We start from the raw sequence: 24,583 nt of genomic DNA on the forward strand, positions 1-24,583 counted from the left end.
AGCCGTCATGAATGCCCTGTTGAAATCCGTTCCCAACGAGCCGGCGCCGGTGCCGGTGGCCGTCAGCGGCCCGGCGCGCACCGCGACGCCGCGCAAGCCGGCAGCCAGCACTGTCGCTGCCCGTCGCGCGCAGCCGTTCGCCGCGGTGGTCCGGCGCGTGGCGCCGCCGCTGACCGGCATCGCGCTCGTGCTGCTGGTCTGGCAAGTGATCGCCGCGCAGAACGAGGCGTTTCCGTCGCCGCTGGTCACGTGGCAGGCGGCGCTCGAACTGTTTGCCGATCCGTTCTACCGCAACAGCCCCAACGACCAGGGCATCGGCTGGAACGTGCTGGCGTCGCTGCAGCGCGTGGCGATCGGCTTCGGCCTCGCGGCGCTGATCGGGATTCCGCTGGGCTTCGTGATCGGGCGCGTGCAGTTTGTCAGCCGCATGTTCGGCCCGATCATCAGCCTGCTCAAGCCCGTCTCGCCGCTGGCCTGGCTGCCGATTGGCCTCCTGGTGTTCAAATCGGCCGACCCGGCGGCGATCTGGTCGATCTTCATCTGCTCGATCTGGCCGATGATCATCAACACGGCCGTCGGCGTGCAGCGGGTGCCGCAGGACTACATGAACGTGGCGCGCGTGCTGAACCTGTCGGAGTGGAAGATCCTCACCAAGATCCTGCTGCCATCGGCGCTGCCGTACATCCTGACCGGCGTGCGCCTGGCGATCGGCACCGCGTGGCTCGTCATCGTGGCAGCCGAAATGCTGACCGGCGGCGTGGGCATCGGCTTCTGGGTGTGGGACGAGTGGAACAACCTGAACGTGGCCCACATCATCATCGCGATTGCCATCATCGGCGTGGTTGGCCTGCTGCTCGAACTGGCGTTGGTGTCGCTGGCACGCGCACTGACCCACGAACAAGTGGCTAACTGAAAGGGTTTCGATCATGGACGAACTGCAAAAGAAATTCATCGACATCACCGGCGTCGAGATGGCGTTTCACACGAAGAAGGGCGTGTTCCCAGCGTTGCAGGGGATCGACCTGACGGTCAGCAAGGGCGAATTCATCACGCTGATCGGCCACTCGGGCTGCGGCAAGTCGACGCTGCTGAACCTGATCGCCGGACTGCTCAAGCCGACGGCTGGCCTGCTGATCTGCGCAGGCCGCGAGATCGGCGGCCCGTCCCCGGAGCGCGCGGTCGTGTTCCAGAATCATTCGCTGTTGCCGTGGCTGACGTGCTACGAGAACATCCATCTGGGTGTCGAGCGGGTGTTCGGCGGGGCTGAATCCCGCGCGCAGCTGCGTGAGCGGACGATGGACGCGCTGGCGCTGGTGGGCTTGACGAGCGCCGAAACCAAGCGGCCGCATGAAATCTCGGGCGGCATGAAGCAGCGCGTCGGCATCGCGCGGGCGCTGGCAATGCAGCCTAAGGTCTTGCTGATGGACGAGCCGTTCGGCGCACTCGACGCACTCACGCGCGCGCACTTGCAGGACGAGCTGCTCAAGATCGTGGCGGCCACGAAATCCACGGTGGTGATGGTGACGCACGATGTGGACGAGGCGGTGCTGCTGTCGGACCGGATCGTCATGCTGACCAATGGGCCGGCGGCCACGATCGGCGAGATCGTCGCCGTGGAACTCGAGCGGCCCCGTGACCGGGTGGCGCTGGCGCAGGATGCGCGCTATACCGAGCATCGCCGGCAGGTGCTGGAGTTCTTGTATCGCAAGCAGGCGCATCCGGCCGTGGCTGCCTGATTGGTGACGGTGTTCGATCAAAGCAGTAGGGTGGGCGGGTTTCCCGCCCACGCGTTCAAGGATCGCCGAATCGCCGAGAATTCAGGCGCATGTTGAACGCGTGGACGGCACAGCCGTCCACCCTACGCGGCCCCGATCGAATGTGGCACGCACGCGCATCCGGTGAAGGCGGGTTGATTACGTGGCTTTTTTCTTCTGCACCTGACGCTGCTGCTGCTTGCGCTGCGTCTGGTTGCGGTTCTGCTTGCCTTCGTGGAGCGCGGTGGCGTCCAGCTTGGCCTGCTCGGCGGTGCGCAGTTCTTCCTTGTCGTCATGCGCGACAAAGTAATCGTTGGCTTGCGCGTCGACCACCAGCTTGATCGCCGCTTCGTCGGTGAGGTCATACATCTCCGTGAGGAGCGTGGTCACCTCGTCGAGAAAATCTTCATAAGTCATGGTGGGGTTATCCTAATATGAGCGGAACACAAAAAAGCCAACCCGAAGGTTGGCTTTTCTGCTGAATCTTTGGTAGGCCGTGCGGGATTCGAACCTGCGACCAACGGATTAAAAGTCCGCTGCTCTACCAGCTGAGCTAACGACCCGAAGAAGCAAGATTATAGGGGGCGACACGGGCGCTGTCAAATGCCGCGCCCGGCGTATCGCTGATCCGTGTGCTTACTTCAGCGACGCCAGGCGATCGCGTGCGGTCTGCGCGGCGCTCGAATCGGGGTACTTCGCTACCAGCGTCTGCAGCGACTTCTTCGCGTTCTTGTTGTCCTTGAGCAGGGTGTAGCTGCTGGCGATATTGAGCATCGCGTCCGGCACCTTCGGGCTCGTGGCGTAGGTGGTCGTGACGACCTGCTGCGCCGCGATGGCCTTCTTGTAGTCGCCCAGTGCGTAGAAGGTGTTGCCGAGCCAGTATTGCGCATTCGATGCATATGGCGACTGCGGATACTGGCGGACGAATTCCTGCAGCGCGACCGAGGCGCCCTTGTAGTCGCCTGCCTGGAACTGGGCGGTGGCGGCCTCGTACGCGGTCTTTTCAGTCGGCAGCACGTCGGCGTTCTGCCCGTCGATGACTTCGGCGCGCGGCTCGACTTTTTTCAGGCGCGCGTCGAGGTCAGCGTACAGCTGCTTCTGGCTGTTCTGGGCCTTGGCGACTTCGTTGGCGAGCACTTCGATCTGGCCGCGCAGGCGGGCGATTTCCTGCATCGTCTGCTCGTGCTGGTTGAGCATCTCGATCTGCACCGTCTTGTCCGATTTGCTGTCGATGCGTGCGGTCAGGTCGCGCGTGATGTTGTCGACCTTGGTGCGCAGGTCCAGGATGGCCTTGCGCGCTTCTTCGTCGTCGAACGGGCCGGCGACGGCGTGCAGCGGCATCGACAGGGCCAGCACGAGGCATGCGAGGCGGGACTTGGACAGTTTGAGCATAAGCGTTGTGTTCTTTCTACTAAGCCGGTGACTTCGGCGGTTGCTGAGATAAAACAAGGGGCGGGTAGCAGTCTGCACTGCGTCCCGCCCCCTGTCAATCGAACCTGTCCGGCTTGTTCAGCCGAATCGATTATTGATAGACGATGTCTGCGCGGCGGTTTTCAGCCCACGATTCTTCGTTGCTGCCCGTGGCTTTTGGCTTTTCTTCGCCCAGCGACACGGCTTCGATCTGGCCTTCCGACACGCCCAGCGATGCCATCGAACGACGGACGGCTTCAGCACGCTTCTGGCCCAGGGCCAGGTTGTACTCGGTGCCGCCGCGTTCATCGGTATTGCCCTGGATCAGGACTTTACGCGACGTGTTCTTGGTCAGGAAAGCCGAGTGGTTCTGGACCACTGGCTGGCCGTCAGCGCGCACGACGAAGCTGTCGTAGTCGAAGTAGATGCTGCGCTTGGCCAGAACGCCTTGTGGGTCGTTCAGCGGATCGACGCTGCCGGTCTGGACCGGGTTGATGTCACGTGGATCGGCAGCAGCTGGCGCTGCCGGCGTTGGCGATTTCTCGACGACCGGGGTTTCGTTCAGCTTGGTTGGCGACGAGCAGGCGGCCAGCAGGGCTGCGGTGGAAACGATGAAAGCTACACTCTTGAAGTTGCGCATGGATTTTCTCCTGTTATGTTGAGGTTTTACTTCTTACTTCATGAAGGGACCCCAGCTGGGCTCCCGAATGTTTCCCGCTTTGGTTGTCAAGCGTTGCTTGACTCGTCCATCCACAGACACCACGGCCAGCGAGGTGCGACCGCCACCCTTGGTTGCATACATGATGTACTTGCCGTTAGGCGAAAAACTCGGTTCGGTGGCCCCATCGGCCAGGCGCAGTTCCTGGCCGCTGGCCAGGTCCATCGCATATAAGGAGTAAGCGCCGCCGCGCTGCGAAATCCAGGCCAGCGTCTTGCCGTCGGACGACACGCGTGGGCTGATGTTGTAGCTGCCATTGAACGTCACGCGGGTGGCGTTGCCGCCGGCTGCGCTCATCTTGTAGATTTGCGGGCCACCGCTGCGGTCGCTCGTGAAATAAATGGTCCGGCCATCGGCCGAGAACTGCGGCTCGGTATCGATCGCCGGGTTGTTGGTCAGGCGCTTGTGGCCGGTGCCGCCCGAATTGACCGAGTAGATCTCGGTATTGCCGTCCTTCGACAGGGCCACGGCCAGCGTCGAGCCGTCCGGCGACCACGATGGCGCCGAGTTGTTGCCCTTCTGGTTCGAGATCACGTTGCGTCGACCCGTCATCAGGTCTTGCAGATACACGACCGGCTTGCGGTCTTCCATCGAGACGTAGGCGACTTTCGAGCCGTCCGGCGACCAGGATGGCGAAATGATCGGTTCCTTGCCCTGGGTGGCGATGACTTCGTTCTCGCCATCGGCATCGGACACGGCAAGGATATAGCGCTTGGCGCCGCTGTCGGCCTTCACGTAGGCGATGCGGGTCGAGAAGATGCCGCGCACGCCGGTCAGCTTTTCATAGACATCGTCGGCAATGCGGTGCGCCTGCAGGCGGGTGTAGCGGGGCTGGACTTCGCCGCCCATCTGCGAGATTTCGCCGCCCTTGACCGTATCCATCAGCTTGTAGCGGATCGCGAAACGGCCATCCGGTTGTTTCGATACGCTGCCGACCACGAGCGCGTCGGCGCCGCTGGCCTTGAAGGCAGCCAGATTGATGCTGCCGGCATCGCGGTCGCTGATGACCTGGCCGGCGTCGATGACCTTGAACACGCCACTGCGCTCGAGGTCGGCGCGGATGACGGCCGAGACCTTATCGGGTGCGACGGATTCGTCGGCGAAGGCTGCAATCGCGACCGGAATCTGGTTGCTGCCGACACCGGCGATTTCGATTTGCAGCTGCGCATTGGCTGCCGATCCCATGGCGAGGGAAGCGCTAAACAGCAAGAAATGGATTTTTTTCATAGTTTCTCTTGTAAAACTGGTTCGAACCGAATCAATCGTAATCGCGCATCGAGAAATTCACGTCAAGCGTACGTTCCACAGTCCCGTCCTTCTTTTTGGGCAGTGGTGATGCCTTCTTGATACCATTTTCCACTGCCCTGTCAAATTCCGGCACACCGCTGCTTTTCACCAACCGAACCGACATGATTTCACCGGTCGGCAACTGCTCGACGCGGAACGTGGCGCGTGGATTGCCCGACACATCGGTGTTACCCGGATAGGCCGTGCTGCTCTTGATCGCTGCCGTGATCGCGGCGATATAGCCGCCGTCCGACTTCGGCCCCGTCGACTTGGCCGCGCTGCCGCCGCTGCCCATGGCGCCGGCCATGCGCTTGAGCTCATCGGCCCGCAACTTCGCGAGCTTGGCGTCTTCGGCAGCGGCTGCCTTGGCTTTGGCGGCGTCCGCTTTCTTCTTCTCGGCAGCCGCTGCGACCTGATCGGCTTTCTTTTTCTCGTCCGCTTCTTTTTTCTTTTCAGCCGCGGCCAGCGCTGCCGCTTTCTTGTCGGCTTCCTTCTCGGCTTCTTTTTTCTTTTCGTCCGCTTCCTTCTTGGCGAGCAGCTCTTTTTCTTTCTCTTTCTGCTTGCGCTCTGCCTCGTCCTTCTTCTTTTGCTCGGCGAGTTTTTCTTCACGCTCGCGTTTTTCCGCGTCGCGTTTCTCGGCCAGCGCTTTTTTCTTGGCTTCCTCGGCCTTGCGTTCCTTTTCGCGCTGCAGCGCGATGTCCGGCGCCGGCTTCGGCGCCGGCTCCTCGACCACCGGTGGTGGTGGCGGCGGTGGCGGCGTGCGCACGGGCTCCGGCGTCGGCTCGGGCTCCGGTTCAGGGGTTGGCTCGGGCTCCACGGTAGGCTCGGGCGGCAGCTCGGGGGCGGCGGCAGTCTGCACTGACATGTCCCACACTTCGGCCTCGACGGTAATTGGCGTCTTGGCCGTCCAGCTCACGCCGATCCACAGAAACGCCAGCAACGCGGCGTGCACGGCCACTGCCAGCAGGAACGATGGCAGACGGCTCGGTTCGGGCGGCACGTGGTATGGCACGCCGGCGTTGTCTGGCTTTATTTCGGGCATATTCTAGGCATCAATGCATCGACATCACTGGGTGGCCAGGCCAACCCGGTTGATACCCATCTTCTTGGCTTCCGAGATCAGTTGGATGACGTCGTCGTACTTGCTCTCGCGGTCGCCCGCGATCAGCACCGGATAATCGGGGTGTTCTTCATGCAGCGCGCGCAGGCGCTGCAGCAGGGCGGAGCGGTCGGCCACGTCCTCCTGGGCCACGCGCCCCTTGCCCTGTACGCCGATCGACAGGCGATTCTCGGGCTCGATCGACACCTGGATATAGGTGTCCGGCGGCAGCGCCGATTTTTCGGCGCGCGGCAGGTTGACCACGCTCGGCGCCTGGTTGGCCGGCACTGCCATGAAGATAATGAGCAGCACCAGCATCACGTCGATGTAAGGCACGACGTTGATCTCGGATTTGAACTTGCGGCGACGTCCGCCGCGCATGCTGCTGGAAAAGGCCATGGTCAGGCTCCTTCTATCAGCGCGACTGGCGCTGGAGAATGTTCGAGAATTCTTCGACGAAGCTCTCGAAGCGGTTGGCCAGGCGGTCGATATCGTGCGTGAAGCGGTTGTACGCCACCACGGCCGGGATGGCGGCAAACAGGCCGATTGCAGTGGCGATCAGTGCTTCGGCAATGCCGGGCGCGACGATCGCCAGCGTGGCTTGCTCGACGCTGGCCAGACCGCGGAACGCATTCATGATGCCCCAGACGGTACCCAGGAGGCCAATGTACGGCGAGACCGAGCCGACCGACGCCAGGAAGTTCAGGTGCGATTCCAGTGCATCGAGTTCACGCTGGAACGATGCGCGCATGGCGCGGCGGGCGCCGTCGAGCACCGAGTTCATGTCGAGCGTCTCGCGCGAGGCTTGCTTGCCCTTGATGAATTCACCCATGCCGGACTCGAAGATGCGGGCCAGGGCGCCGCTCTGGTCGCGCTGGCTGCTGGCGCTCTGGTGCAGCGTGTGCAGGTTGCCGCCGGCCCAGAAACTGCGCTCGAACTGCTCGGTCTGCGCACGGGCGGCGCGGATCGCGAATACCTTGCGGAAGATGTAGGTCCAGCTCACGATCGACAGCAGTAACAGCAAGGCCATAATCAATTGCACCAGCACGTGGGCATTGCCGATCAGGGCGACGAATGAAAGGTCTGGGGTGACGGTCATGGGCTATTTATTTAGGTATGTATTCAGGCGGCACGCATTTTAGCAGCCACGTGGTCGGGCAAGGGGCGCGGGCGCATTGTGGCAATATCGACACAACACACGGTCACGCTCGCCGTATTGAGCAGGGTTTCACCGCACCAGGCCTGCTGCAGGAACTGGACCGATGCGCGTCCCAGCCTGGCAACACTGGTCTGGATCGTCAACTGGTCGTCGAGGCGCGCCGCAGCGTGGTAGTCGAGGGTCACACTCTTGACGACGAAGGCGGTGTTGTCCGCGTCGAGCAGGGCTTGTTGCTGCACGCCGAGTGACCGAAGCCATTCGGTGCGGGCGCGTTCAAAGAATTTCAGGTAGTTGGCATAGAAGACAATGCCGCCAGCGTCGGTATCTTCGTAATACACCCTGACTGGCCAGTTAAATACTGAAGACATTGTTACTGCCGATACATGAACATGAGAAACATTCTACGCGAGTTTCCTTCTCGATATCACCGTTTCCGGCCATCGATCGTGGAAATTACTTACGTACCCCTCGCACAAAATTGTGCTTTTGAGCGGTAGTAGACTTGAAACTTGGCAAAAAGACCAATCACTGTAACATTTTCTCACAAATGGCGACCGTGCTATCGGTGGCCAATCTGCCTGCCCTCGCACGTGCCTGCGCGGGCAGGTGAGCAATCATGCGCGCTTGATCGTGAATGGCGAGAAACCCTGGCAGGTCGGCATCAGTTCAATGCTGTTGACGTTCACGTGCGGTGGCAGCGTCGCGATCCAGTACGCGGTGTCGGCAATATCCTTTGCGCTCAGTGGCGTCGTGCCTTCGTAGACCTTGGCTGCAGCCGAATCGTTACCCTTGAAGCGCACGTTGGAGAATTCCGTGCCGCCGGACAGGCCCGGCGCCAGATTGGTGGCGCGCACGCCGGTGCCGACGAGATCGGCGCGCAGATTGAGCGTGAACTGTTCCACGAACGCTTTGGTGGCGCCGTACACGTTGCCGCCTGGATAAGGGTAGTGGCCGGCGGTCGAGCCGATATTGATCACCAGTCCGCTGCCACGCGCGACCATGTCGGGCAGCACGAGACGGGTCATCGTCACCAGGCCTTTGCAATTGGTGGCGATCATGGTTTCCCAGTCTTCCAGCGGCACTTCGTGCGCCGGCACCGTGTTGAGGGCCAGCCCGGCATTGTTGATCAGCACATCGATCCCCTTCCAGTCGGCCGGCAAGCCGGCCAGCGCTGCCTCGATCGACGCGCGGCTGGTGACGTCGAGCGTTACCGGCAGGGCGGCGTCGCCCAGCTCGGCGGCCAGATCGGCGATGCGGTCGGTGCGGCGGGCTGCCAGGATCACGCGGTGGCCGTTCGAAACGAAGGTGCGCGCCATTTCGGCGCCGAAGCCGGCCGATGCGCCGGTAATGAGGACGATCATGATGAATCCTTGAAAAGGGCAGTGAGGTAGAAGTGCGAAGGCAAATGCAGGCTGGCAAAATTGTAGCCGAAATGATCAGCCCGCCGTGGCGGGCAGGCAATTGCGCCCTGACTGGTCACCAGAACGGCGCTTTCCTTGCCCTTCAATGGGGAGTTCAGTACAATTTGCGGACTTTACGTCTCACGTAACTGGCGAAACACCGCACAAGCGCCACCGATTGGTGCGCAGCGCGGCAAAGGTGGGTACCCACCGGGGAACGTGAGACGCCATACGCCGTTCGCCTGGGCAGCCATCAACCGGTACGCGTTCGATCGCGGCTGCCCGCGCCCTTTGGCTCCCGCACCCGCACACAGCGCCGCTCGTTGCCTGGATTACTATCGATTGGAGTTTTACATGTTTGCTAAAGACCATACGCTGGCCAATGTCGATCCGGATCTGTGGAATGCCATTCAGAAGGAAAACGTCCGTCAGCAAGACCATATCGAGCTGATCGCGTCCGAAAACTACACCTCGCCAGCCGTCATGGAAGCGCAGGGCTCGCAACTGACCAACAAGTACGCCGAAGGCTATCCAAGCAAGCGCTACTACGGCGGCTGCGAATACGTCGACGTCGTCGAGCAGCTGGCAATCGACCGCCTGAAGCAACTGTTTGGCGCGGAAGCGGCCAACGTGCAGCCGAACTCGGGCTCGCAGGCGAACCAGGGCGTGTTCTTCGCCGTGTTGAAACCAGGCGACACGATCATGGGCATGTCGCTGGCCGAAGGCGGCCACCTGACCCACGGCATGCCGCTGAACATGTCGGGCAAGTGGTTCAATGTCGTCTCGTACGGCCTGACCGCTGACGAAGACATCGACTACGAAGCCCTCGAGCGCCAGGCGCACGAGCACAAGCCAAAGATGATCATCGCCGGCGCATCGGCGTTCTCGCTGAAGATCGATTTCGAGCGCATCGCCAAGGTCGCCAAGGCAGTCGGCGCCTACTTCATGGTCGACATGGCCCACTACGCCGGCCTGATCGCTGCAGGCGAGTACCCGAACCCGGTGCCGTTCGCCGACTTCGTCACCTCGACCACGCACAAGTCGCTGCGCGGCCCGCGCGGCGGCATCATCCTGATGAAAGCCGAGCACGAGAAGATCATCAATTCGGCCATCTTCCCTGGTATCCAGGGCGGCCCGCTGATGCACGTGATCGCCGGCAAGGCCGTTGCGTTCAAAGAGGCGCTGACGCCTGAGTTCAAGACCTACCAGCAGCAGGTCGTCAAGAACGCCAAGGCACTGGCCGACACGCTGACCGCGCGTGGCCTGCGCATCGTGTCGGGTCGCACCGAATCGCACGTGATGCTGGTCGATCTGCGCGCCAAGAACCTGACGGGCAAGGAAGCCGAAGCAATCCTGGGCCAGGCGCACATGACCTGCAACAAGAACGGCATCCCGAACGACCCGCAAAAGCCGTTCGTCACCTCGGGCATCCGCCTGGGCAGCCCGGCCTTCACGACGCGTGGCTTTGTCGAAGAAGACGCCGTCACCGTGGGCAACCTGATCGCCGACGTGCTGGACAACCCGCACGACGCTGCGACCATCGAGCGCGTCAAGGGCGAAGTCAAGAAACTCACCAGCAAGTATCCGGTTTACGCCGCCTGATCTGGCTGACTCTGTCTATCCGGGCCGGTTCGCTGGCCCGGTAGTCTCCACGTAGTATTGCAGCCTCGGCGCCATGAAATGTCCCTTTTGCCAGCATGAAGATACACAAGTCCTCGATACCCGCGTATCGGAGGAGGGGGACGCCATCCGGCGCCGGCGCCGCTGCGGCAAGTGCGACAAGCGCTTCACCACCTATGAGCGCATCGAACTGTCGATGCCGATCATCGTCAAGAAGAACGGCAGCCGCACCGAGTTTGCCTCGTCGAAGCTGCGTGGCAGCCTGATGCTGGCGCTGCGCAAGCGGCCCGTGGCGGCCGAAGCCATCGACAAGGCCGTTGCCTCCATCGAAGAAAAGCTGCTCACCAGCGGCCTGCGTGAAGTCGACACCGGCCATGTGGGCGAGCTCGTGATGCAAGAGCTCAAGGGCCTCGACAAGATCGCGTACATCCGCTTCGCATCGGTCTACAAGAATTTCGAAGACCTGGATTCGTTCCAGGCAGCGCTGGCCGAAGTCGGGCACCAGCGCAAGCTCGACAACTAATCCCTTTTCAAGGTTCCCCGATTGGTGCGGCGTACGCTTGCGCCGACGCACGGGCGTGCAAAGCCGGCCTGATAACGTCGTAGCTCGATATCGGGAGGCTTGCGTGCGTATCCACTCACACCACGGTTTTACGCTCATCGAAGTACTGGTGGCGTTGTTCGTGCTCGCCATCGGCATCGTCGGCGCCGGCGCGGCCCAGCTGGCGGCCGAGCGCACGCACCAGCAGGCGGCCCTGATGGCTGAAGCGGGCCAGCTGGCAAGTTCGCTGGCGGCGCGCATCGGCGCCAATCTGCCGCTGGCCAGCCTGCCCGATGCAGGCAATCCCTATCTGTCGCTCGACTATGATGCCGTCGCCGACGGTCCGCCTGTCGCCGCCGCCCCATGCTTTGGCACTGCCGCATGCGATCCGCTGGCGCTGGCGGCCTTCGACCTCGATGAGACGCGCCTGCTCGTGCACCGGCGCTTTCCTGGCGGGCGCATTGCCGTGTGCCGCGATGCGGCGCCGTGGGATGCCGCCAGCCGCCGCTATCGGTGGGCATGCAGTGGCGGGGCACATGCGGCGGTGGCGATCAAGATTGGCTGGCACGGCAACGATGACTTGCCGGCGTTCGTGCTGATGGTGGCGCGATGAGTGTCCATCGGCACCGGCGTGTGCGCCAGGCTGGCTTTACCATCGCCGAATTCATGGTCGCGATGGCGCTTGGCCTGGCCGTGCTGCTTGCGGCTGGCTCGCTGCTGATCGGTGCCACGCGTGCACACGCGGCGCTGCTCGAAGCGGCCGCGATGGACGACGCCGGCCGCTACGCGCTGGATGCCCTGGCGCGCGCCGTGCGCCTGGCGGGCCACGTCGACTGGGCCGCGCATCCGGTGATCGATCCTGCGCTACCGGCTGCCATTGCCGGACTGGATGCGTCGTCGCTGACCCACGCCGGCGCCGGCATCGATGCGCCGCTTCCGGCGACGGTCAACGGCAGCGACGTGCTGGCGCTGCGCTTTACCGGCAGCGGCGCGCCACCGGACGGTGATGGCGGCACGCTCGATTGCGCCGGCTTTCCCGTGCACCGCGATCAGGAAGGCTGGAGCATTTTTTATGTTGCGCGCAATGCCCAGGGCGACGCCGAACTGCGCTGCAAATACCGGGGCGCCGGCAGCTGGTCGTCCGATGCCGTGGCAGGGCGTGTCGACAGCTTCCAGGTGCTGTATGGCCTCGATACCGATGGCGATGGTGCGCCCAACCGGTACGTGAACGCGAGCGCGATCCGGGCGCTCGATGCGGCGCTGGTGCTGGCCGGCTCGACTGCCGGCGAGCGTGACGCCGATCTGCGCACACGCAGCCACTGGAAGCACGTTGCGAGCGTGCGGGTTGGCTTGCTGCTGCATGGGTCGCGCCAGGCGCCTGGTGCGGGTGCGGGTCTCGTGCACTGGTTGTTCGGTCCGGGGTATGACGGTGCGCTGGCGGCTGCCGATCCGGGTGTCCGGCTGGCGGCGGCTGACCTCGATCGCGGCGGCGAGGCGCGCGTGCGCAAGGTGTATGGGGCGGTGATTGCGGTGCCACTTGCGGTGCCTGTCGCTCCACCCAGCGGGCCACCTTCTGCGCCGCCGGTGGCCGCGCGCTGAGCAGCGTATGCGCCATCAACGTTTCTTCATGCCGCGGCGCCAGGCCGGCATCGCGCTCATCACCGCTCTCGTGCTGATGCTGGCTGTGCTGATGACGGGCATCGCCTCGGCGCGCGGCGCGCTGCAAAGCACCCGCGCCGCGGCGTACGAACGCGATCGCGCGCTGGCCCTGCACATGGCCCAAGCCGCTTTGCTCGATGCCGAACACGATATCGACGGCGGCGCGGTGCCAGGCTCGGCGCGCGCCAACGCGATCCGCGGCGGCAGTGCGGATGCCTTCGTCGGCGCGTGCCTGGGCGCCCGGCCGTACAACGGTTTGTGCGCGCACGACGCCGACGCCGATGGCCAGCTGGCCCGGCTGGTGCTTGACGATGGCCCAGCCATCGCATTCGGCACGTTCACCGGCGCCACGCTGCCCACAGGGGAGGGCGGCTTGCCGCTCGAGACGCCACGCTACCTGATCGAGCTGATGCCGGCGTCCGCCGACGGCCAGCTGTACCGCATCGCCGCGCGCGGGGCCGGCAGCATGCCGGGCACCGGGGCTGCTGTGCAGGCCTATTACCGCCTGCCACCCGCCGGTGGACATGGCCGGCGCGCCGGCTGGCGCGAGATCGGCAACTGGTCCGCGCTGGTTGCCGCGGCATCCGAATGACGCACCCGGCCAAACAGGCGCAAACAGGAGCACGTTCATGACACGACATCGCAACGGCTTCACGCTGATCGAACTGCTGATGGTGCTGGCGATCGTCGGCATCCTGACATCGGTGGCCTATCCCTCGTATGCGCGCCAGATCGTCAAGGCGCGCCGGGTCGAAGCCCAGCTGGCGCTGCTCGACCTGATGCAGCGCCAGGAACAATACCGTGCCCAGCATTACAGCTATGTCGCGTTCTCGATGGCCACGGGCGCTGCCGACACGCGTCAGTTCCGCACCTGGCTCGGCAATAGCGCTGCAGCCAGCGCCTATGAGCTCGACGGCGAGGCCTGCCCCGAGCAGGCAATTGCCGCCTGCATCGTGCTGCGCGCACGGCCCGGCACGGCCAACGTCAACGCTGCATTTGCCGATCCGGAATGCGGCACGCTGACGCTGGACAGCACCGGTGCGCAGGGCGCCAGCGGGGCTAGTGGCCCAGGTGGCTCAAGCGGCCAACCTACACGCTGCTGGCCATGACCACGCGCCTTGAGACCACGCCCGCCCGCGCCATCCTGCGCCGCCGCTGCACCGGCCTGTCGATGGCCGAACTGGCCGTGGTGCTGGGCATGGTGGCGATCACGTCATCGCTGGCGGCGCCCGGCCTGCACCGGATCGTGCAGGGCCAGGAACTGCGCGTGGCCGCAGCCGACCTCTACAGTGCAGTCCAGCTCACCCGCTCGATGGCGATCGCCCGCAACGAGCCCGTGATCCTGACATCGAACGACGCGGCCGGCATCGACTGGTCGCGTGGCTGGACCGTGTACGTCGATCGCGACCACAATCGCCAGGCGGGCGCGGGCGACGATATCCTGGCCGTGCGCGCCACGCTGCCGCAGGGCGTGCAGGTGAGCTATTCCTTTGCCAGCCCTGCAGCCCCGCAATACATCGCCTACAATGGCGCGGGACGCAGTTGCAGCACGACCAGCAGCGCCGCAGCGCGGCCCGGCACGCTGTCGCTGTTCCACGGCGGCGGGGTACGCCGTATTAAAATCAACATGCTTGGCCGCCCGCGCCTGTGCAACCCGGCGCGTGATGCTGGCTGCGATGGCGTTGCCGCACCGCCCTGAAAACAAGCGCATTGCACGATGCGCACCGATGAAAGACCACGTGACGCACGACAGCCAACCGATTCTCAACGACACCGAAGGCATGGCCGCGGCGCTGGCCTGGGCGGCGCGCGGCATGTTCATCACGGCGCCCAATCCGCGCATCGGCTGCGTGATCGTCAAGGACGACGTCGTCATCGGCGCCGGCCACACGCAACCGGCCGGCCAGGCGCACGCTGAAATCCAGGCGCTGCGCGACGCCGCCGCGCGCGGCAACGACGTGCGTGGCGCCACGGCTTACGTCACGCTCGAACCGTGCAGCCACCACGGCCGCACGCCGCCTTGTTCGGACGCGCTGATCGCTGCCGGCCTGGGGCGCGTGGTGGCGGCCATGGTCGACCCCAATCCGCTCGTCGCCGGTCGTGGCCTGGCGCAGCTGGAAGCGGCGGGCATCGCGGTGCGTTCCGGGATCATGGCGCGCGAAGCGCAGGAATTGAACATCGGCTTCTTCTCGCGCATGGTGCGCGGCCTGCCGTGGGTGCGCCTGAAAGTGGCCGCCAGCCTGGATGGCGCCACGGCCCTGGCCGGCGGCGAAAGCCAGTGGATCACCGGGCCGGATGCGCGCGCCGACGGCCATGCCTGGCGCGCCCGCGCCAGCGCGATCGTCACCGGCATCGGCACGGTCAAGGCCGACAATCCGCAACTCACGGTACGGGGCCTGGCCACGCCGATGCAGCCGCGCCGCGTGATCGTCGACAGCCGCCTCGAGATCGATCTTGATGCGCACATCCTGCAGGGCGAACCGTGCTGGCTCGTCGCCGCGGCCGAACAACCGGGCGACGAGAAAGCCGCCGCCCTGCGCGCCGCCGGCCACGAGGTGCTGTACCTGCCGAACGCCCACGGCAAGGTCGACCTGCCGGCGCTGATGCGCGAACTGGGTCGGCGCGAAGTCAATGAGGTCCACGTTGAAGCGGGCAGCAAGCTCAATGCCTCGCTCGTGCGCGAAGGCTGCGTCGACGAATTGCTGGTCTACCTGGCGCCCAGCCTGATCGGCCCGGGGCAGGGCATGTTCGACCTGCCGCCGCTCACGCAACTGACCGGGCGGCGCCAGTTGCGCTTCCACGACGTCACGCGCGTGGGCGACGACCTGCGCATCCTGGCCCGCTTCGCCGAAGCTGCTTCCCCATCCTCTGCTACCCCCAACAAGGAATAACGTCGTATGTTTACTGGAATCGTCGCCGCTGTCGGCACCATCACTTCCGTCGCGCCGCTGGCCGGCGGCCTGGACGCCGGCGTGCGTCTCGCCATCGATGCCGGCCCGTTGCCGCTGGCCGACGTGGGCCTGGGCGACTCGATCGCCATCAACGGCGCCTGCATGACCGTCACCGAAAAGAGCGCCACCGGGTTCACGGTCGACGTCTCGCGCGAAAGCCTGAACAAGACCGTGGGCCTGGACGCGCCCGGTGAAGTCAACCTCGAGAAAGCCTTGACGCTGGCCGAGCGCCTGGGCGGGCACCTGGTCTCGGGTCACGTCGATGGACTGGGCGTCGTGCACAGTTTCGAGCCGGTCGGCGAATCGCGCGAACTGATCATCGATGCGCCGCACGAGCTGGGCAAGTTCCTGGCCTATAAAGGGTCGATCGTCGTCAACGGCGTGTCGCTGACCGTCAATCGCGTGGCTGACCTGGAAGAGGGCGGCCAGAAAGTCTGCCGCTTCTCGATCAACCTGATTCCCCACACGATCGAGGTCACCACGCTGCGCCACCTGGCGGCCGGTTCGCGCGTCAATCTCGAGATCGACCTGATTGCGCGCTACGTCGAGCGCATGCTGGCAGCAACCACCGCCAGGTAATCGAGCACCCGGCTCGAGTCCACCGGCTTGGTGAAGTGCGCATCAAAGCCGGCGGCGCTCGAGCGCGCCAGGTCGTCCTGCGCACCCCAGCCAGAAACGGCGACGATGGTGCAGCGTTCGAGCCCGGCGAGCTGCCGGACATGTCGCGCCACGTCGTGGCCCGACATGTCCGGCAGGCCGATATCGAGAAACACCACGTCCGGTACGCATTGCGCGGCCATCTGCAGCGCCTGCTGGCCGTCATGGGCGACCGTGACGGCGTGGCCCTCCATCTCGAGCAGCATCGACAGCGTCACCGCCGCATCGACATTGTCGTCCGTGACGAGAATGCGCAGTGCCGGCGCAGCCGGCGTGCCCTGCGCGGCGACCTCCTCAGGCGGCGCCGTCGCCGGCGCGTCGTCCAGCGCGAGCCTGACCACGAACGTGCTGCCCTTGCCGATGCCCTCGCTGTGCGCACTGACCGCGCCGCCGTGCAGGTCGACCAGCTGGCGTACCAGCGACAGGCCGATGCCCAGGCCGCCCTGCGCGTGCTGGCGGTTGCTGCCCACCTGGCTGAACATCTCGAACACCGATTCCAGTGAGGCGGCGGGAATACCGACGCCGTTGTCGGTGATGGTGATGAGGGCGTGGGTGCCGTCCTGCGTCACGCGCAGCGACAGCGCGCCGCCAGGGGGCGTGTATTTGGCCGCATTGGTCAAGAGGTTGCCGATCACCTGCGCAATGCGGGTGGCGTCGGCCTGCACCGGCAGCGGCGCAGCATGCAGCTGCAGGTCGAATGCATGGCGGTGCTTGTCGATCAGCGGCAGGCTTGTTTCGACCGCATTGGTCACGATGGCGTTGAGGTCGACGCGGGTCTTGCGGATCTCCACCTTGCCATTGGTGACGCGCGCAATGTCGAGCAGATCGTCGATCAGGTGCGCCAGTTGCCGGACCTGGCGCTCCATCATGTCGCGCACATTGGCTGCCACGGCGGGGTCGCGGGGGCCGACGCGCAGTAATTCCAGGCCCGTCATCAAAGGAGCGAGCGGATTGCGCAGTTCGTGCGCCAGCACGGCCAGGAATTCGCTCAGGTTGCGGTTGGCCCTGGCCACTTCGTCGAACAGTTCGCGCTGGCGGGATTCTGCCAGGCGCAGCGCTGCTTCGGTGCGTTTGAAGGCATCGATGTCGGTGACGATCGCCACATGGCCGCGCGTGACATCGTCGCGGCCCTTGAGCGGCACTGCGGCCACCTGCGTCCAGATCTCGACACCATCGTCGCCCAGGTAGCGCGCTTCGATGCCCGGCACGACGCGCTCGCCGCGCGCCGCGCGTGCGCCGGCAAAGTCACGGCGCTCCAGGGGCCGGCCATCTGCATCGAACGCGGTCCAGCGCATGTAGCGCTCTTCGTCCAGTGACGGTAGCACGCCGGTGGGCAGGTAGCGGTGCATTGCCTGGTTCGACAGCAGCAGCTTGCCGTCCTGGCCGGCCACGGCCACGCCCACCGGCAGGGCGTCGAACATCGTCACGAGCGTGTCGCGCGTCTCGTGCAATGCCTGTTCGGTCCGCTTGCGGTCGCTGATGTCGAGCACGTTGCCGACAAAACCCAGGAAGTCGCCGTTCGCCGCAAAGCGCGGCTGTCCGGTCGCAATCACCCAGCGGTACCCATCGACGACATGCCGCAGCCGATGCTCCATGCTGAATGGCACGCGGCGCGCATTGGCATCGACGACGGCGTGCAGCGCCGCGTCGCGCTCATCGGGATGCACGGCTGCCGTCCAGCCGAACGCCAGGCTCGTCCCCCGGTCCTGGGCCGTGAATTCGTGCCAGGCGCGCGACAGGAACGAGAGCTTGCCATCGGGCTCAGTCACCCACAGCATGGCCGGCGCGGAGTCGGCCAGGTCCAGGAACCGCGATTCGCTGCGCGCCAGTGCGCGCTCGGCCAGGCGGCGCTGCAGGATCGCGGCGGCCTGGTTGGCGGCCACGCCCAGCAGCAGGCGCTCGTGTTCGGACGGAAAGCCCGCACGCCGCGCGCCGATGACCACGACGCCTGGCTCGCTGCCGGTGCCGAAGCGCGCCGTGCCGAATTGCAGCGCCGCGTCATTGTCACCGTCAGCGTGCAGGGTGGCGGGCCACAGGTCATGCAGGTCGGCCGACCCGATGGCGGCGTCGAGCGCCGCGCGCGCGGCCGCCAGCATGGCGCCGTCAGCGTCATCGTTGCGCCGCAGGCGAATCGCGTCCAGGGGATCGATCTCGCCCTTGCCCGGCAGGTGGATACCGACCAGGTCCAGGTCCAGCGTCGTGAGCAGGACGCTCGCCAGGCTGTCGATGACGCCCTCCGGCGGCAGGTCGCCCCAGATGGCCGGCAGGGTGGTCATGGCAACCAGGTCGCGCGTGGTCTTGCGCAGGCGGTCGATTTCGGCGCGGTACTCGTCGGGTGAATGCATGCGGCTGCCGACTCAGTGCGCAGGCAGCACGCGGTGGTGTGCTTGGGCGCCATGCAACAGGGCGCTGGCCAGGTGAACCGGGTGATCGGGCATGCTCATGGGTTGTTACCAGTAGAGCGCCAATGGTGCCTGGCGCCGGCGTTGATGTGTACGGGGGCGAATGCCCGCTGCGGGCACGCATAGTATAGACGATGCGCGCCGGCAGCCGGAAAGGCCAGGCCGGCGCGCGTGGCCCATCAGGTTCCCGGCAGTATCGACTGACCCGGCTGACCCGGATGCCCCGGCTGCACTGCGGGCAGCGTCTTCGCCACGTTGGCTGCCTTGGCGGCCGCCTCGGGATTGAGCACCACCTGCACATAGTTCTTCGTATCGAAGTAACGCCGCGCCGCCGCCTGCACGTCCTGCGCCGTCAGTGCGGCCACCTGCTGCTCGACCTTCAGGATCGACGCCGGATCGGTGCCTTCGGTCAGGCTCGATTGCAGGTTCGCCACCCAGTAACCGTTCTCACGCAGCGAGCGGCGGTGGTTCTGGATCCAGCCGGATTTGACTTTCTCCAGCTCGGCGGCGTCCGGCCCGTTCTCTTGCAGGCGCTTGATTTCGGCAAACGTCGCGGCCACCACCTTGTCGACGTTTTCCGGCCCGGTCGGCAGGTTGATGCCGATCGAGTAGTTCCCGTACGGGATCTTGCTGAGTGCGCCGCTGGCGCCGCCGCCGTAGATCATCGCCATCTTTTCACGCAGCACCTCGATGATGCGCAGATTGGTCACTTCGATCAGCGCCGACAGGCGCAGCTGCTCGGCCTCGGAGAATACAGCCGGCCCCGTGAAGTTGATCGAGATGCTGCTCTTGGGCTCGGTGCCGCTGCGCACTTCGCGCTTGACCACACCCGTCACCGGGCGCAGGCCCACGTCGCGGTACCCCACCGGCAGTGCGGGCGTGGGCAGGGTGCCCAGATAGCTGGTCAACAGCGGACGGATGGCCTTTTCGTCGAAACTGCCCACCAGGATGAACGTCATGTCCTTCGCGCTCGAAAAACGCTGGCGGAAGATGGCGATGCTGCGATCGAGGTCGATCTTGGCATATTCGTCGGCCTCGAGCGAGCGTGGTGCGCGCGGGTGATTGCCAAACAGCGCCGACACCACGGCGTCGCCAAAGCGCCGCCCCGGCTGGCCGCTGGCGTTGCGGGCAATCTCGGCCTGCTTGTCGATATATGCGTGGAACAGGTCTTCGTCGCGGCGCACGCCTGCGAACTTCAGCCACAGCAGCTGCAGCATCGTTTCGATGTCGGTGGCGCCCGAGGCGCCCGCGATCACGTCGGTGTAGCTGCCCAGGCCCACGGTCACGCCAGCCGCCTTGCCGGCCAAAATTTTGCGCATGTCCAGCGGCGTGAAATCCTTCACGCCCATGCTGGCCACGATCGCGTTGGAAAAGCGCGCGTTGAGGATGTCCTGGTCGGGAAACAGGCTTTGTCCGCCGGGGCGCGCCGCGCTCAGCACCACCTGGTCATTCAGGAAGTCGGTGGGCTTCAGGATCACCTTCACGCCGTTCGACAGCGTCAAGCGCGTCAGCCCCAGCGCCTTGTCGTGCGCTTCGTGCGTGATCGTGCCGGGTTGCGCCGGGCGTTCCATCAGGCGCGCCGCCAGCAGCTTTTCATCGTACGCTTCGACCGGCAGGCGCGCAGCCTCGCTCACCGCGGCCAGCAATTGCGGCCCGGTGGGCGTATCGGGCTTGGCCACGCCCGTGTACAGCACCAGCTTGCCCGAGTCTTGCGGGATCGTGCTGCGCGCATAGGCGTTCATCTCGGCCTGCGTGATGCCCGGCACCAGGTTCTGCACGTAGCGGTATTCGGTCTCGATGCCGGGGATGGCTTCGTCCTGCAGGAAGTTGCGGATGTATTCGGCGGCGTAGGTGCCCGAATCGCTCTTGGCGCGCTCGTTCCAGGCCTGCTCGTAGGTACGCATCAGGTTTTTCTTGGCACGTTCGAGTTCCTGCACGCCGAAGCCGTGCTGGCGTGCCCGTTCGTTTTCCTGGACCAGCGCCGCAATGGCAGTCTGCGCGCCGCGCGGGCCGATGGCGGCCGACGCATTGTAGGCGCGGTAGCGCGGGGTCAGCTTGCCCAATGAGCTGCTGGCGCCCAGCCACGGCGCATCGGGCAGTTGCGAGATTTCGGCCAGGCGCGCGCTGAGCATCGACGCGAACAGGCCCTGCACCAGCTCTTCGCGGTAGGCGCGCACGGTGCCCAGGTCGCGCACCGGCTGCACCGGATAGCGGATCAGCACCGCATTGCCATCGGCTTCGGGGTCCGTCACGACCAGCGCCTCGGTGTCGGCGCGCGCGGGAATCGCGGCGTACTCGCGCGGACGCGGCGTGGCCGGATTCTTCAGGCGCGTGAAGTGCTGCTTGACGAGCTTCTCGGCCTGCGCCGGATCGATGTCGCCGACCACGACGACCGCCATCAGGTCGGGCCGGTACCAGTCCTTGTAGAAGCGCTTGAGGGTCTCGGGCCTGAAATTGCGCAGCACATCTTCGCGGCCGATCGGCAGGCGCTCGGCGTAGCGCGAGCCGTTGAACAGGCGCGGATAGATCTGCTTGCCCATGCGGTCGGCCGCGCCTTTGCCCAGGCGCGCTTCTTCGAGGATGATGCCGCGCTCCTTGTCGATGGCGTCAGTATCGAAGCTCACGCCATGGGCCCAGTCTTCCAGCACCTGGAAGGCGCGGGTGACGTTCTGCGGTTTATCGGTCGGGATCGGCAGGATGTACACGGTCTCGTCGAACGAGGTGTAGGCATTCAGGTCGGCGCCGAAGCCCACGCCGATCGATTGCAGGTACGACACCAGCTCGTGCTTGCGGAAATTGGTCGAGCCATTGAACGCCATGTGCTCGACGAAGTGCGCCAGGCCGCGCTGGTCGTCGTCTTCGAGGATCGAGCCGGCCTTGACGACCAGGCGCAGCTCGAGCTTGTGTTCGGGGCGCGCATTGCGCTGGATGTAGTAGGTCAGGCCATTGGCCAGCTTGCCAACCTTGACCTGCGGGCCGACCGGGATCACGGCGTCGAGCTGCAGCGCGTCCATGTTCGAGACGGCTGCCTTGGGCGCGCTGACCTGCGGCGCACTGTGCGCCAGCGAGGACACGCACACCAACGCGGCCAGGCAGGCGCCGCGTACAAATTTGTTGCTCATTGGGGGTTCCCGGTGACTTGATCGGTGCATTTTACAGGGCGCGTGCCCGTGCACGGCTGGGCTTAAGGCTGCGCTAACGAACGCTGCAGGGACCGTGCAGCGCCCCCGCAGCGCTTACAGCATCACGCTGCCCAGCGCCAGCAACCCGGCCATCTCGAGCGCCGGGATGGGCCGCCCATACAGATAGCCCTGCATCACGTCGCAGCCGAGCGAACCGAGAAAATCGCGCTGGCCGATCGTCTCGACGCCTTCGGCCACCACGGCCAGCGACAGGCCCTTGGCTAGCGCGATGGTGGCCTGGGCAATCGCGGCGCTGCGCTGCTCGCTGGTGATGTTGCGCACGAAGGTCTGGTCGATCTTGAGTTTGTCGAGCGGGAAGCGCGAAAGGTAGCCCAGCGACGAGTAGCCAGTGCCGAAGTCGTCCAGCGAGAGCGAGACGCCCAGCGCGCGCAGTTCGGCCATCTGGGCTTCGGCCGCGCTGCTGTCGCCCAGCATCACGCTTTCGGTCAGTTCGACTTCGAGCCAGCGCGGTGCCAGGCCGCTGTCGCGCAGCGCGCTGCGCACCACCGACACGACGGCGCCGGCCTTGAACTGGTGGGCCGAGACATTGACGGCCACGCGCACCGGCGCCAGGCCCGCATCCTGCCAGGCCTTGTTCTGGAAGCACGCCTGGCGGATCACCCATTCACCGATCGGATGGATCAGGCCCGTGTCTTCGGCCAGCGGGATGAAGTCGGCCGGCGAGACATTGCCGATTTCGCCGCTGTTCCAGCGCAGCAGGGCTTCCATGCCGACCAGTGTGCCGTCCAGGTGCGACACTTGCGGCTGGTAGTGCAGCGCCAGTTCGTCGCGTTCGATCGCGCGCCGCAGGCGCGTTTCCAGTGCCAGCCAGCGCAGCGCCTCGGCATTCATCTCGCCCTTGAAGAAGCGGAAGCCATTGCGCCCCGATTCCTTGACGTGCGTGAGCGCCGCGTCGGCCGCCTTGAGCAGGTCGCCCGGCGCATCGCCATCGCGCGGATAGATGCTGATGCCCACGCTGCCCGTGACCACCAGATCGTGACCGCCCACGCCATGCGGTTCGGCGACGGCGTCGATCAGCTTCTGGGCGCAGTAGATGACGTCGTCGGTGTCGTCGAAATCGGTCATCAAGAGTACGAATTCATCGCCCGACAGGCGCGCCACGGTGTCGGTGGGGCCGGCCAGCGCGCTGACGCGGCGCGCGACTTCGCGCAGCACGGTGTCGCCGGCAGAGTGGCCCAGGCTATCGTTGATGCGCGAGAGCCGGTCGACGTTGAACAGCAGCAGCGCGACCTGGCTGGCATCCTGGCGCGCTGCGGCCAGGGCCTGGCCCACGCGGTCGTTGAACAGCGAGCGGTTCGGCAATTGGGTCAGCGCGTCGTGATTCGACAGGAAATCAAGCTGGTGGTGGGCCGCTTTCAGCGCCGACAGGTCGGTCGACACCGACACATAGGCCGTCAGGTTGCCGGCATCGTCGCGCACCGCGCTGATGCTCATGCTGGCCGGGTAGATTTCGCCGTTCTTGCGGCGGTTCCAGATTTCGCCGCGCCACTGGCCGTCTTTTTCGAGGCAGTTCCACATGCTGGCGTAGAACGCGGCGTCGTGCCGGCCCGAGCGCATGAAGCGCGGGTTGGTCCCCATGACGTCGGCCTCATGAAAGCCGGTAATCGTCTCGAAGGCCGGATTGGCGGCGACGATATTGGCGTCGGCGTCGGTCATCAGGATGGCTTCCTGGGTGCTGTCGAACACCTGGCGCGCCAGTTCCAGCCGGTGTTCGCTGTCGCGCAGGGCGGCGTCGGAATCGGCGCGGGCGATGGCCTCGAGCTGCAGCTGCGCCGCGTGGTGCTGCACCACTTCGTACAGGTTCAGGTTTTCGTAGGCCACCGCCAGTTGCGCGGCCAGCGCCGTCGCCCAGCGCTCTTCTTCATCGGTGAAGGGCGCAGCGTTGTCGGCGCGCGTGCAATACAGCCAGCCCAGTGGATGCTGCAGGTCGTGCACCTGCAGGCCGAGCAGGTGCACGACGCGCGGATGGCCGGCGGGCAGCGTGGCCAGCAGCGTATCGTCCGCGTCCAGCCGCAATGGCGCCCGGGCGCGCAGCAGCACGCCCGGCAGGTCGTGTTCATCCAGTGCCGATGGCAACAGCAGTGCGGCGTCGACACCATACGTGCTCAGATGGCGCACGCTGCTTTCCGAGCTGCCCAGCAGGCACAGGGCAACGCAATCGGCGTCGAGCACGCGGCGCACGGCGTCGACGAATGCCGCGGCCAGCGCCTCGACCCGGCGTTCGCCGACGAGCATCATGCACATGCGTTCGAGTTCGCCGAGGCGTGCACCCAGGTCGAACGGCAGGGCGCGCTCATGCTCATGCTCGGCGGCGGGGCAGGGCGCCGGTGCGCCGCCGGCCACGCCCAGTTCGGCGTCGACAGCCTCGAGGATGCGGTGCGGGTCGGCCGGCTTGCCCAGCACCGTGGTCACGCCGCAGCGGGCCGCCATCGCCACCGTTTCGCGCTCGGAATACACGGCCGAGAAGAAGATGACGCGCGTGTTTTCCAGCGCCGGCTCGGCGCGCAGCTGCTGGACGAACTCGTAGCCGTCCATCGTCGGCATCAGGATGTCGGTGATGATCAGGTCAGGCAGCTCGGCGCGCGTGATGGCCAGCGCGCAGGCGCCGTTTTCGGCTTCGAGGATGCGGTGCCCGCTCAGGCCGAGCAGGGCGCTCAGATAACTGCGGTTGCTGGGCCGGTCGTCGACGATCAGGATGGTCGCCATCAGTGAAGCCTGCCGCT

Annotated in this window: 23 protein-coding genes, 1 tRNA gene and 1 riboswitch; of the genes, 11 read left to right on the plus strand and 13 right to left on the minus strand. The window is 65.4% G+C overall.

Features of this window, described 5'->3' with window-relative positions:
• The first annotated feature begins 7 nt into the window (after nucleotides 1-7).
• Entirely contained in the window at nucleotides 8-913 is a 906-nt protein-coding gene (gene ntrB / locus AC56LV_RS01670; RefSeq protein ID WP_499555539.1) for a nitrate ABC transporter permease, read from the plus strand.
• A gap of 13 nt (nucleotides 914-926) precedes the next feature.
• Nucleotides 927-1,736 carry an ABC transporter ATP-binding protein gene (locus AC56LV_RS01675; protein ID WP_499501607.1) on the plus strand — a complete coding sequence of 270 codons (810 nt, stop codon included), beginning with the start codon at nucleotides 927-929 and terminating at the stop codon, nucleotides 1,734-1,736.
• A gap of 177 nt (nucleotides 1,737-1,913) precedes the next feature.
• Here AC56LV_RS01675 and AC56LV_RS01680 read toward each other — a convergent pair whose 3' ends face one another.
• From AC56LV_RS01680 to AC56LV_RS01725, 10 genes are all read right to left on the minus strand, one after another.
• The gene (locus AC56LV_RS01680) at nucleotides 1,914-2,171 is read right to left on the minus strand and encodes a hypothetical protein (protein ID WP_258836033.1); all 258 of its coding nucleotides are present in this window, start codon (nucleotides 2,169-2,171) and stop codon (nucleotides 1,914-1,916) included.
• A 70-nt stretch (nucleotides 2,172-2,241) separates the two neighbouring features.
• Nucleotides 2,242-2,317 (minus strand) — tRNA-Lys (locus AC56LV_RS01685).
• Nucleotides 2,318-2,390: 73 nt separating this feature from the next.
• Nucleotides 2,391-3,146: a tol-pal system protein YbgF gene (gene ybgF / locus AC56LV_RS01690; RefSeq protein WP_499555541.1), complete on the minus strand. Its 756-nt coding sequence runs from the start codon at nucleotides 3,144-3,146 to the stop codon at nucleotides 2,391-2,393.
• 130 nt (nucleotides 3,147-3,276) lie between these two features.
• The gene (gene pal / locus AC56LV_RS01695; protein ID WP_183550504.1) at nucleotides 3,277-3,804 is read right to left on the minus strand and encodes a peptidoglycan-associated lipoprotein Pal; all 528 of its coding nucleotides are present in this window, start codon (nucleotides 3,802-3,804) and stop codon (nucleotides 3,277-3,279) included.
• Nucleotides 3,805-3,837: 33 nt separating this feature from the next.
• Nucleotides 3,838-5,109 (minus strand): Tol-Pal system beta propeller repeat protein TolB, encoded by a 1,272-nt coding sequence (tolB, locus tag AC56LV_RS01700; protein ID WP_332529816.1) that lies wholly within the window; start codon nucleotides 5,107-5,109, stop codon nucleotides 3,838-3,840.
• Between the two features lie 31 nt (nucleotides 5,110-5,140).
• Nucleotides 5,141-6,211, minus strand: a complete 1,071-nt coding sequence (gene tolA / locus AC56LV_RS01705; RefSeq protein WP_499555543.1) for a cell envelope integrity protein TolA — start codon at nucleotides 6,209-6,211, stop codon at nucleotides 5,141-5,143.
• A 24-nt stretch (nucleotides 6,212-6,235) separates the two neighbouring features.
• Nucleotides 6,236-6,667 (minus strand): biopolymer transporter ExbD, encoded by a 432-nt coding sequence (locus tag AC56LV_RS01710; RefSeq protein ID WP_183550513.1) that lies wholly within the window; start codon nucleotides 6,665-6,667, stop codon nucleotides 6,236-6,238.
• A gap of 16 nt (nucleotides 6,668-6,683) precedes the next feature.
• Nucleotides 6,684-7,367, minus strand: coding sequence for a protein TolQ (tolQ, locus tag AC56LV_RS01715; protein WP_183550516.1), 684 nt, complete (start codon nucleotides 7,365-7,367; stop codon nucleotides 6,684-6,686).
• A 23-nt stretch (nucleotides 7,368-7,390) separates the two neighbouring features.
• On the minus strand, nucleotides 7,391-7,795 hold the full coding sequence (gene ybgC / locus AC56LV_RS01720; RefSeq protein ID WP_499555545.1) for a tol-pal system-associated acyl-CoA thioesterase: 405 nt from the start codon (nucleotides 7,793-7,795) through the stop codon (nucleotides 7,391-7,393).
• Between the two features lie 246 nt (nucleotides 7,796-8,041).
• On the minus strand, nucleotides 8,042-8,788 hold the full coding sequence (locus AC56LV_RS01725) for an SDR family oxidoreductase (RefSeq protein ID WP_499555547.1): 747 nt from the start codon (nucleotides 8,786-8,788) through the stop codon (nucleotides 8,042-8,044).
• A gap of 174 nt (nucleotides 8,789-8,962) precedes the next feature.
• Nucleotides 8,963-9,082: riboswitch (ZMP/ZTP riboswitch) on the plus strand.
• Nucleotides 9,083-9,181: 99 nt separating this feature from the next.
• On the opposite strand from AC56LV_RS01725, the gene glyA reads away from it, so the two are divergent.
• The 9 genes from glyA (at nucleotide 9,182) to AC56LV_RS01770 (ending at nucleotide 16,177) form a co-directional block, all read left to right on the plus strand.
• Entirely contained in the window at nucleotides 9,182-10,429 is a 1,248-nt protein-coding gene (gene glyA / locus AC56LV_RS01730; protein WP_499555549.1) for a serine hydroxymethyltransferase, read from the plus strand.
• Between the two features lie 73 nt (nucleotides 10,430-10,502).
• Entirely contained in the window at nucleotides 10,503-10,970 is a 468-nt protein-coding gene (gene nrdR / locus AC56LV_RS01735) for a transcriptional regulator NrdR (RefSeq protein WP_183550526.1), read from the plus strand.
• Between the two features lie 103 nt (nucleotides 10,971-11,073).
• A complete protein-coding gene (pilV, locus tag AC56LV_RS01740) occupies nucleotides 11,074-11,601 on the plus strand; it encodes a type IV pilus modification protein PilV (RefSeq protein WP_499555551.1) in 528 nt (175 codons plus the stop codon).
• Complete coding sequence (locus AC56LV_RS01745) at nucleotides 11,598-12,587, plus strand: PilW family protein (RefSeq protein ID WP_499555553.1); 990 nt, start codon at nucleotides 11,598-11,600, stop codon at nucleotides 12,585-12,587. Before pilV ends, AC56LV_RS01745 begins: the two co-directional genes overlap by 4 nt.
• Nucleotides 12,588-12,594: 7 nt before the next feature.
• A complete protein-coding gene (locus AC56LV_RS01750; protein WP_499555555.1) occupies nucleotides 12,595-13,239 on the plus strand; it encodes a pilus assembly PilX family protein in 645 nt (214 codons plus the stop codon).
• 37 nt (nucleotides 13,240-13,276) lie between these two features.
• Entirely contained in the window at nucleotides 13,277-13,756 is a 480-nt protein-coding gene (locus tag AC56LV_RS01755; RefSeq protein ID WP_499555557.1) for a type IV pilin protein, read from the plus strand.
• Entirely contained in the window at nucleotides 13,753-14,346 is a 594-nt protein-coding gene (locus AC56LV_RS01760; protein WP_499555559.1) for a GspH/FimT family pseudopilin, read from the plus strand. Before AC56LV_RS01755 ends, AC56LV_RS01760 begins: the two co-directional genes overlap by 4 nt.
• A 28-nt stretch (nucleotides 14,347-14,374) precedes the next feature.
• A complete protein-coding gene (gene ribD / locus AC56LV_RS01765; protein ID WP_499555561.1) occupies nucleotides 14,375-15,538 on the plus strand; it encodes a bifunctional diaminohydroxyphosphoribosylaminopyrimidine deaminase/5-amino-6-(5-phosphoribosylamino)uracil reductase RibD in 1,164 nt (387 codons plus the stop codon).
• Nucleotides 15,539-15,544: 6 nt separating this feature from the next.
• The gene (locus AC56LV_RS01770) at nucleotides 15,545-16,177 is read left to right on the plus strand and encodes a riboflavin synthase (protein WP_499555563.1); all 633 of its coding nucleotides are present in this window, start codon (nucleotides 15,545-15,547) and stop codon (nucleotides 16,175-16,177) included.
• On the opposite strand, the gene AC56LV_RS01775 is transcribed toward AC56LV_RS01770, so the two are convergent.
• The 3 genes from AC56LV_RS01775 to AC56LV_RS01785 form a co-directional block, all read right to left on the minus strand.
• Nucleotides 16,138-18,600 (minus strand): hybrid sensor histidine kinase/response regulator, encoded by a 2,463-nt coding sequence (locus tag AC56LV_RS01775; protein WP_499555565.1) that lies wholly within the window; start codon nucleotides 18,598-18,600, stop codon nucleotides 16,138-16,140. The genes AC56LV_RS01770 and AC56LV_RS01775 overlap by 40 nt on opposite strands.
• Before the next feature lie 236 nt (nucleotides 18,601-18,836).
• On the minus strand, nucleotides 18,837-21,779 hold the full coding sequence (locus AC56LV_RS01780) for a M16 family metallopeptidase (RefSeq protein ID WP_499555567.1): 2,943 nt from the start codon (nucleotides 21,777-21,779) through the stop codon (nucleotides 18,837-18,839).
• 114 nt (nucleotides 21,780-21,893) lie between these two features.
• Nucleotides 21,894-24,566, minus strand: coding sequence for a two-component system response regulator (locus AC56LV_RS01785; RefSeq protein ID WP_499555569.1), 2,673 nt, complete (start codon nucleotides 24,564-24,566; stop codon nucleotides 21,894-21,896).
• Nucleotides 24,567-24,583: the final 17 nt, after the last annotated feature.

The organism is Telluria sp. RB2R28, from assembly GCF_059685835.1.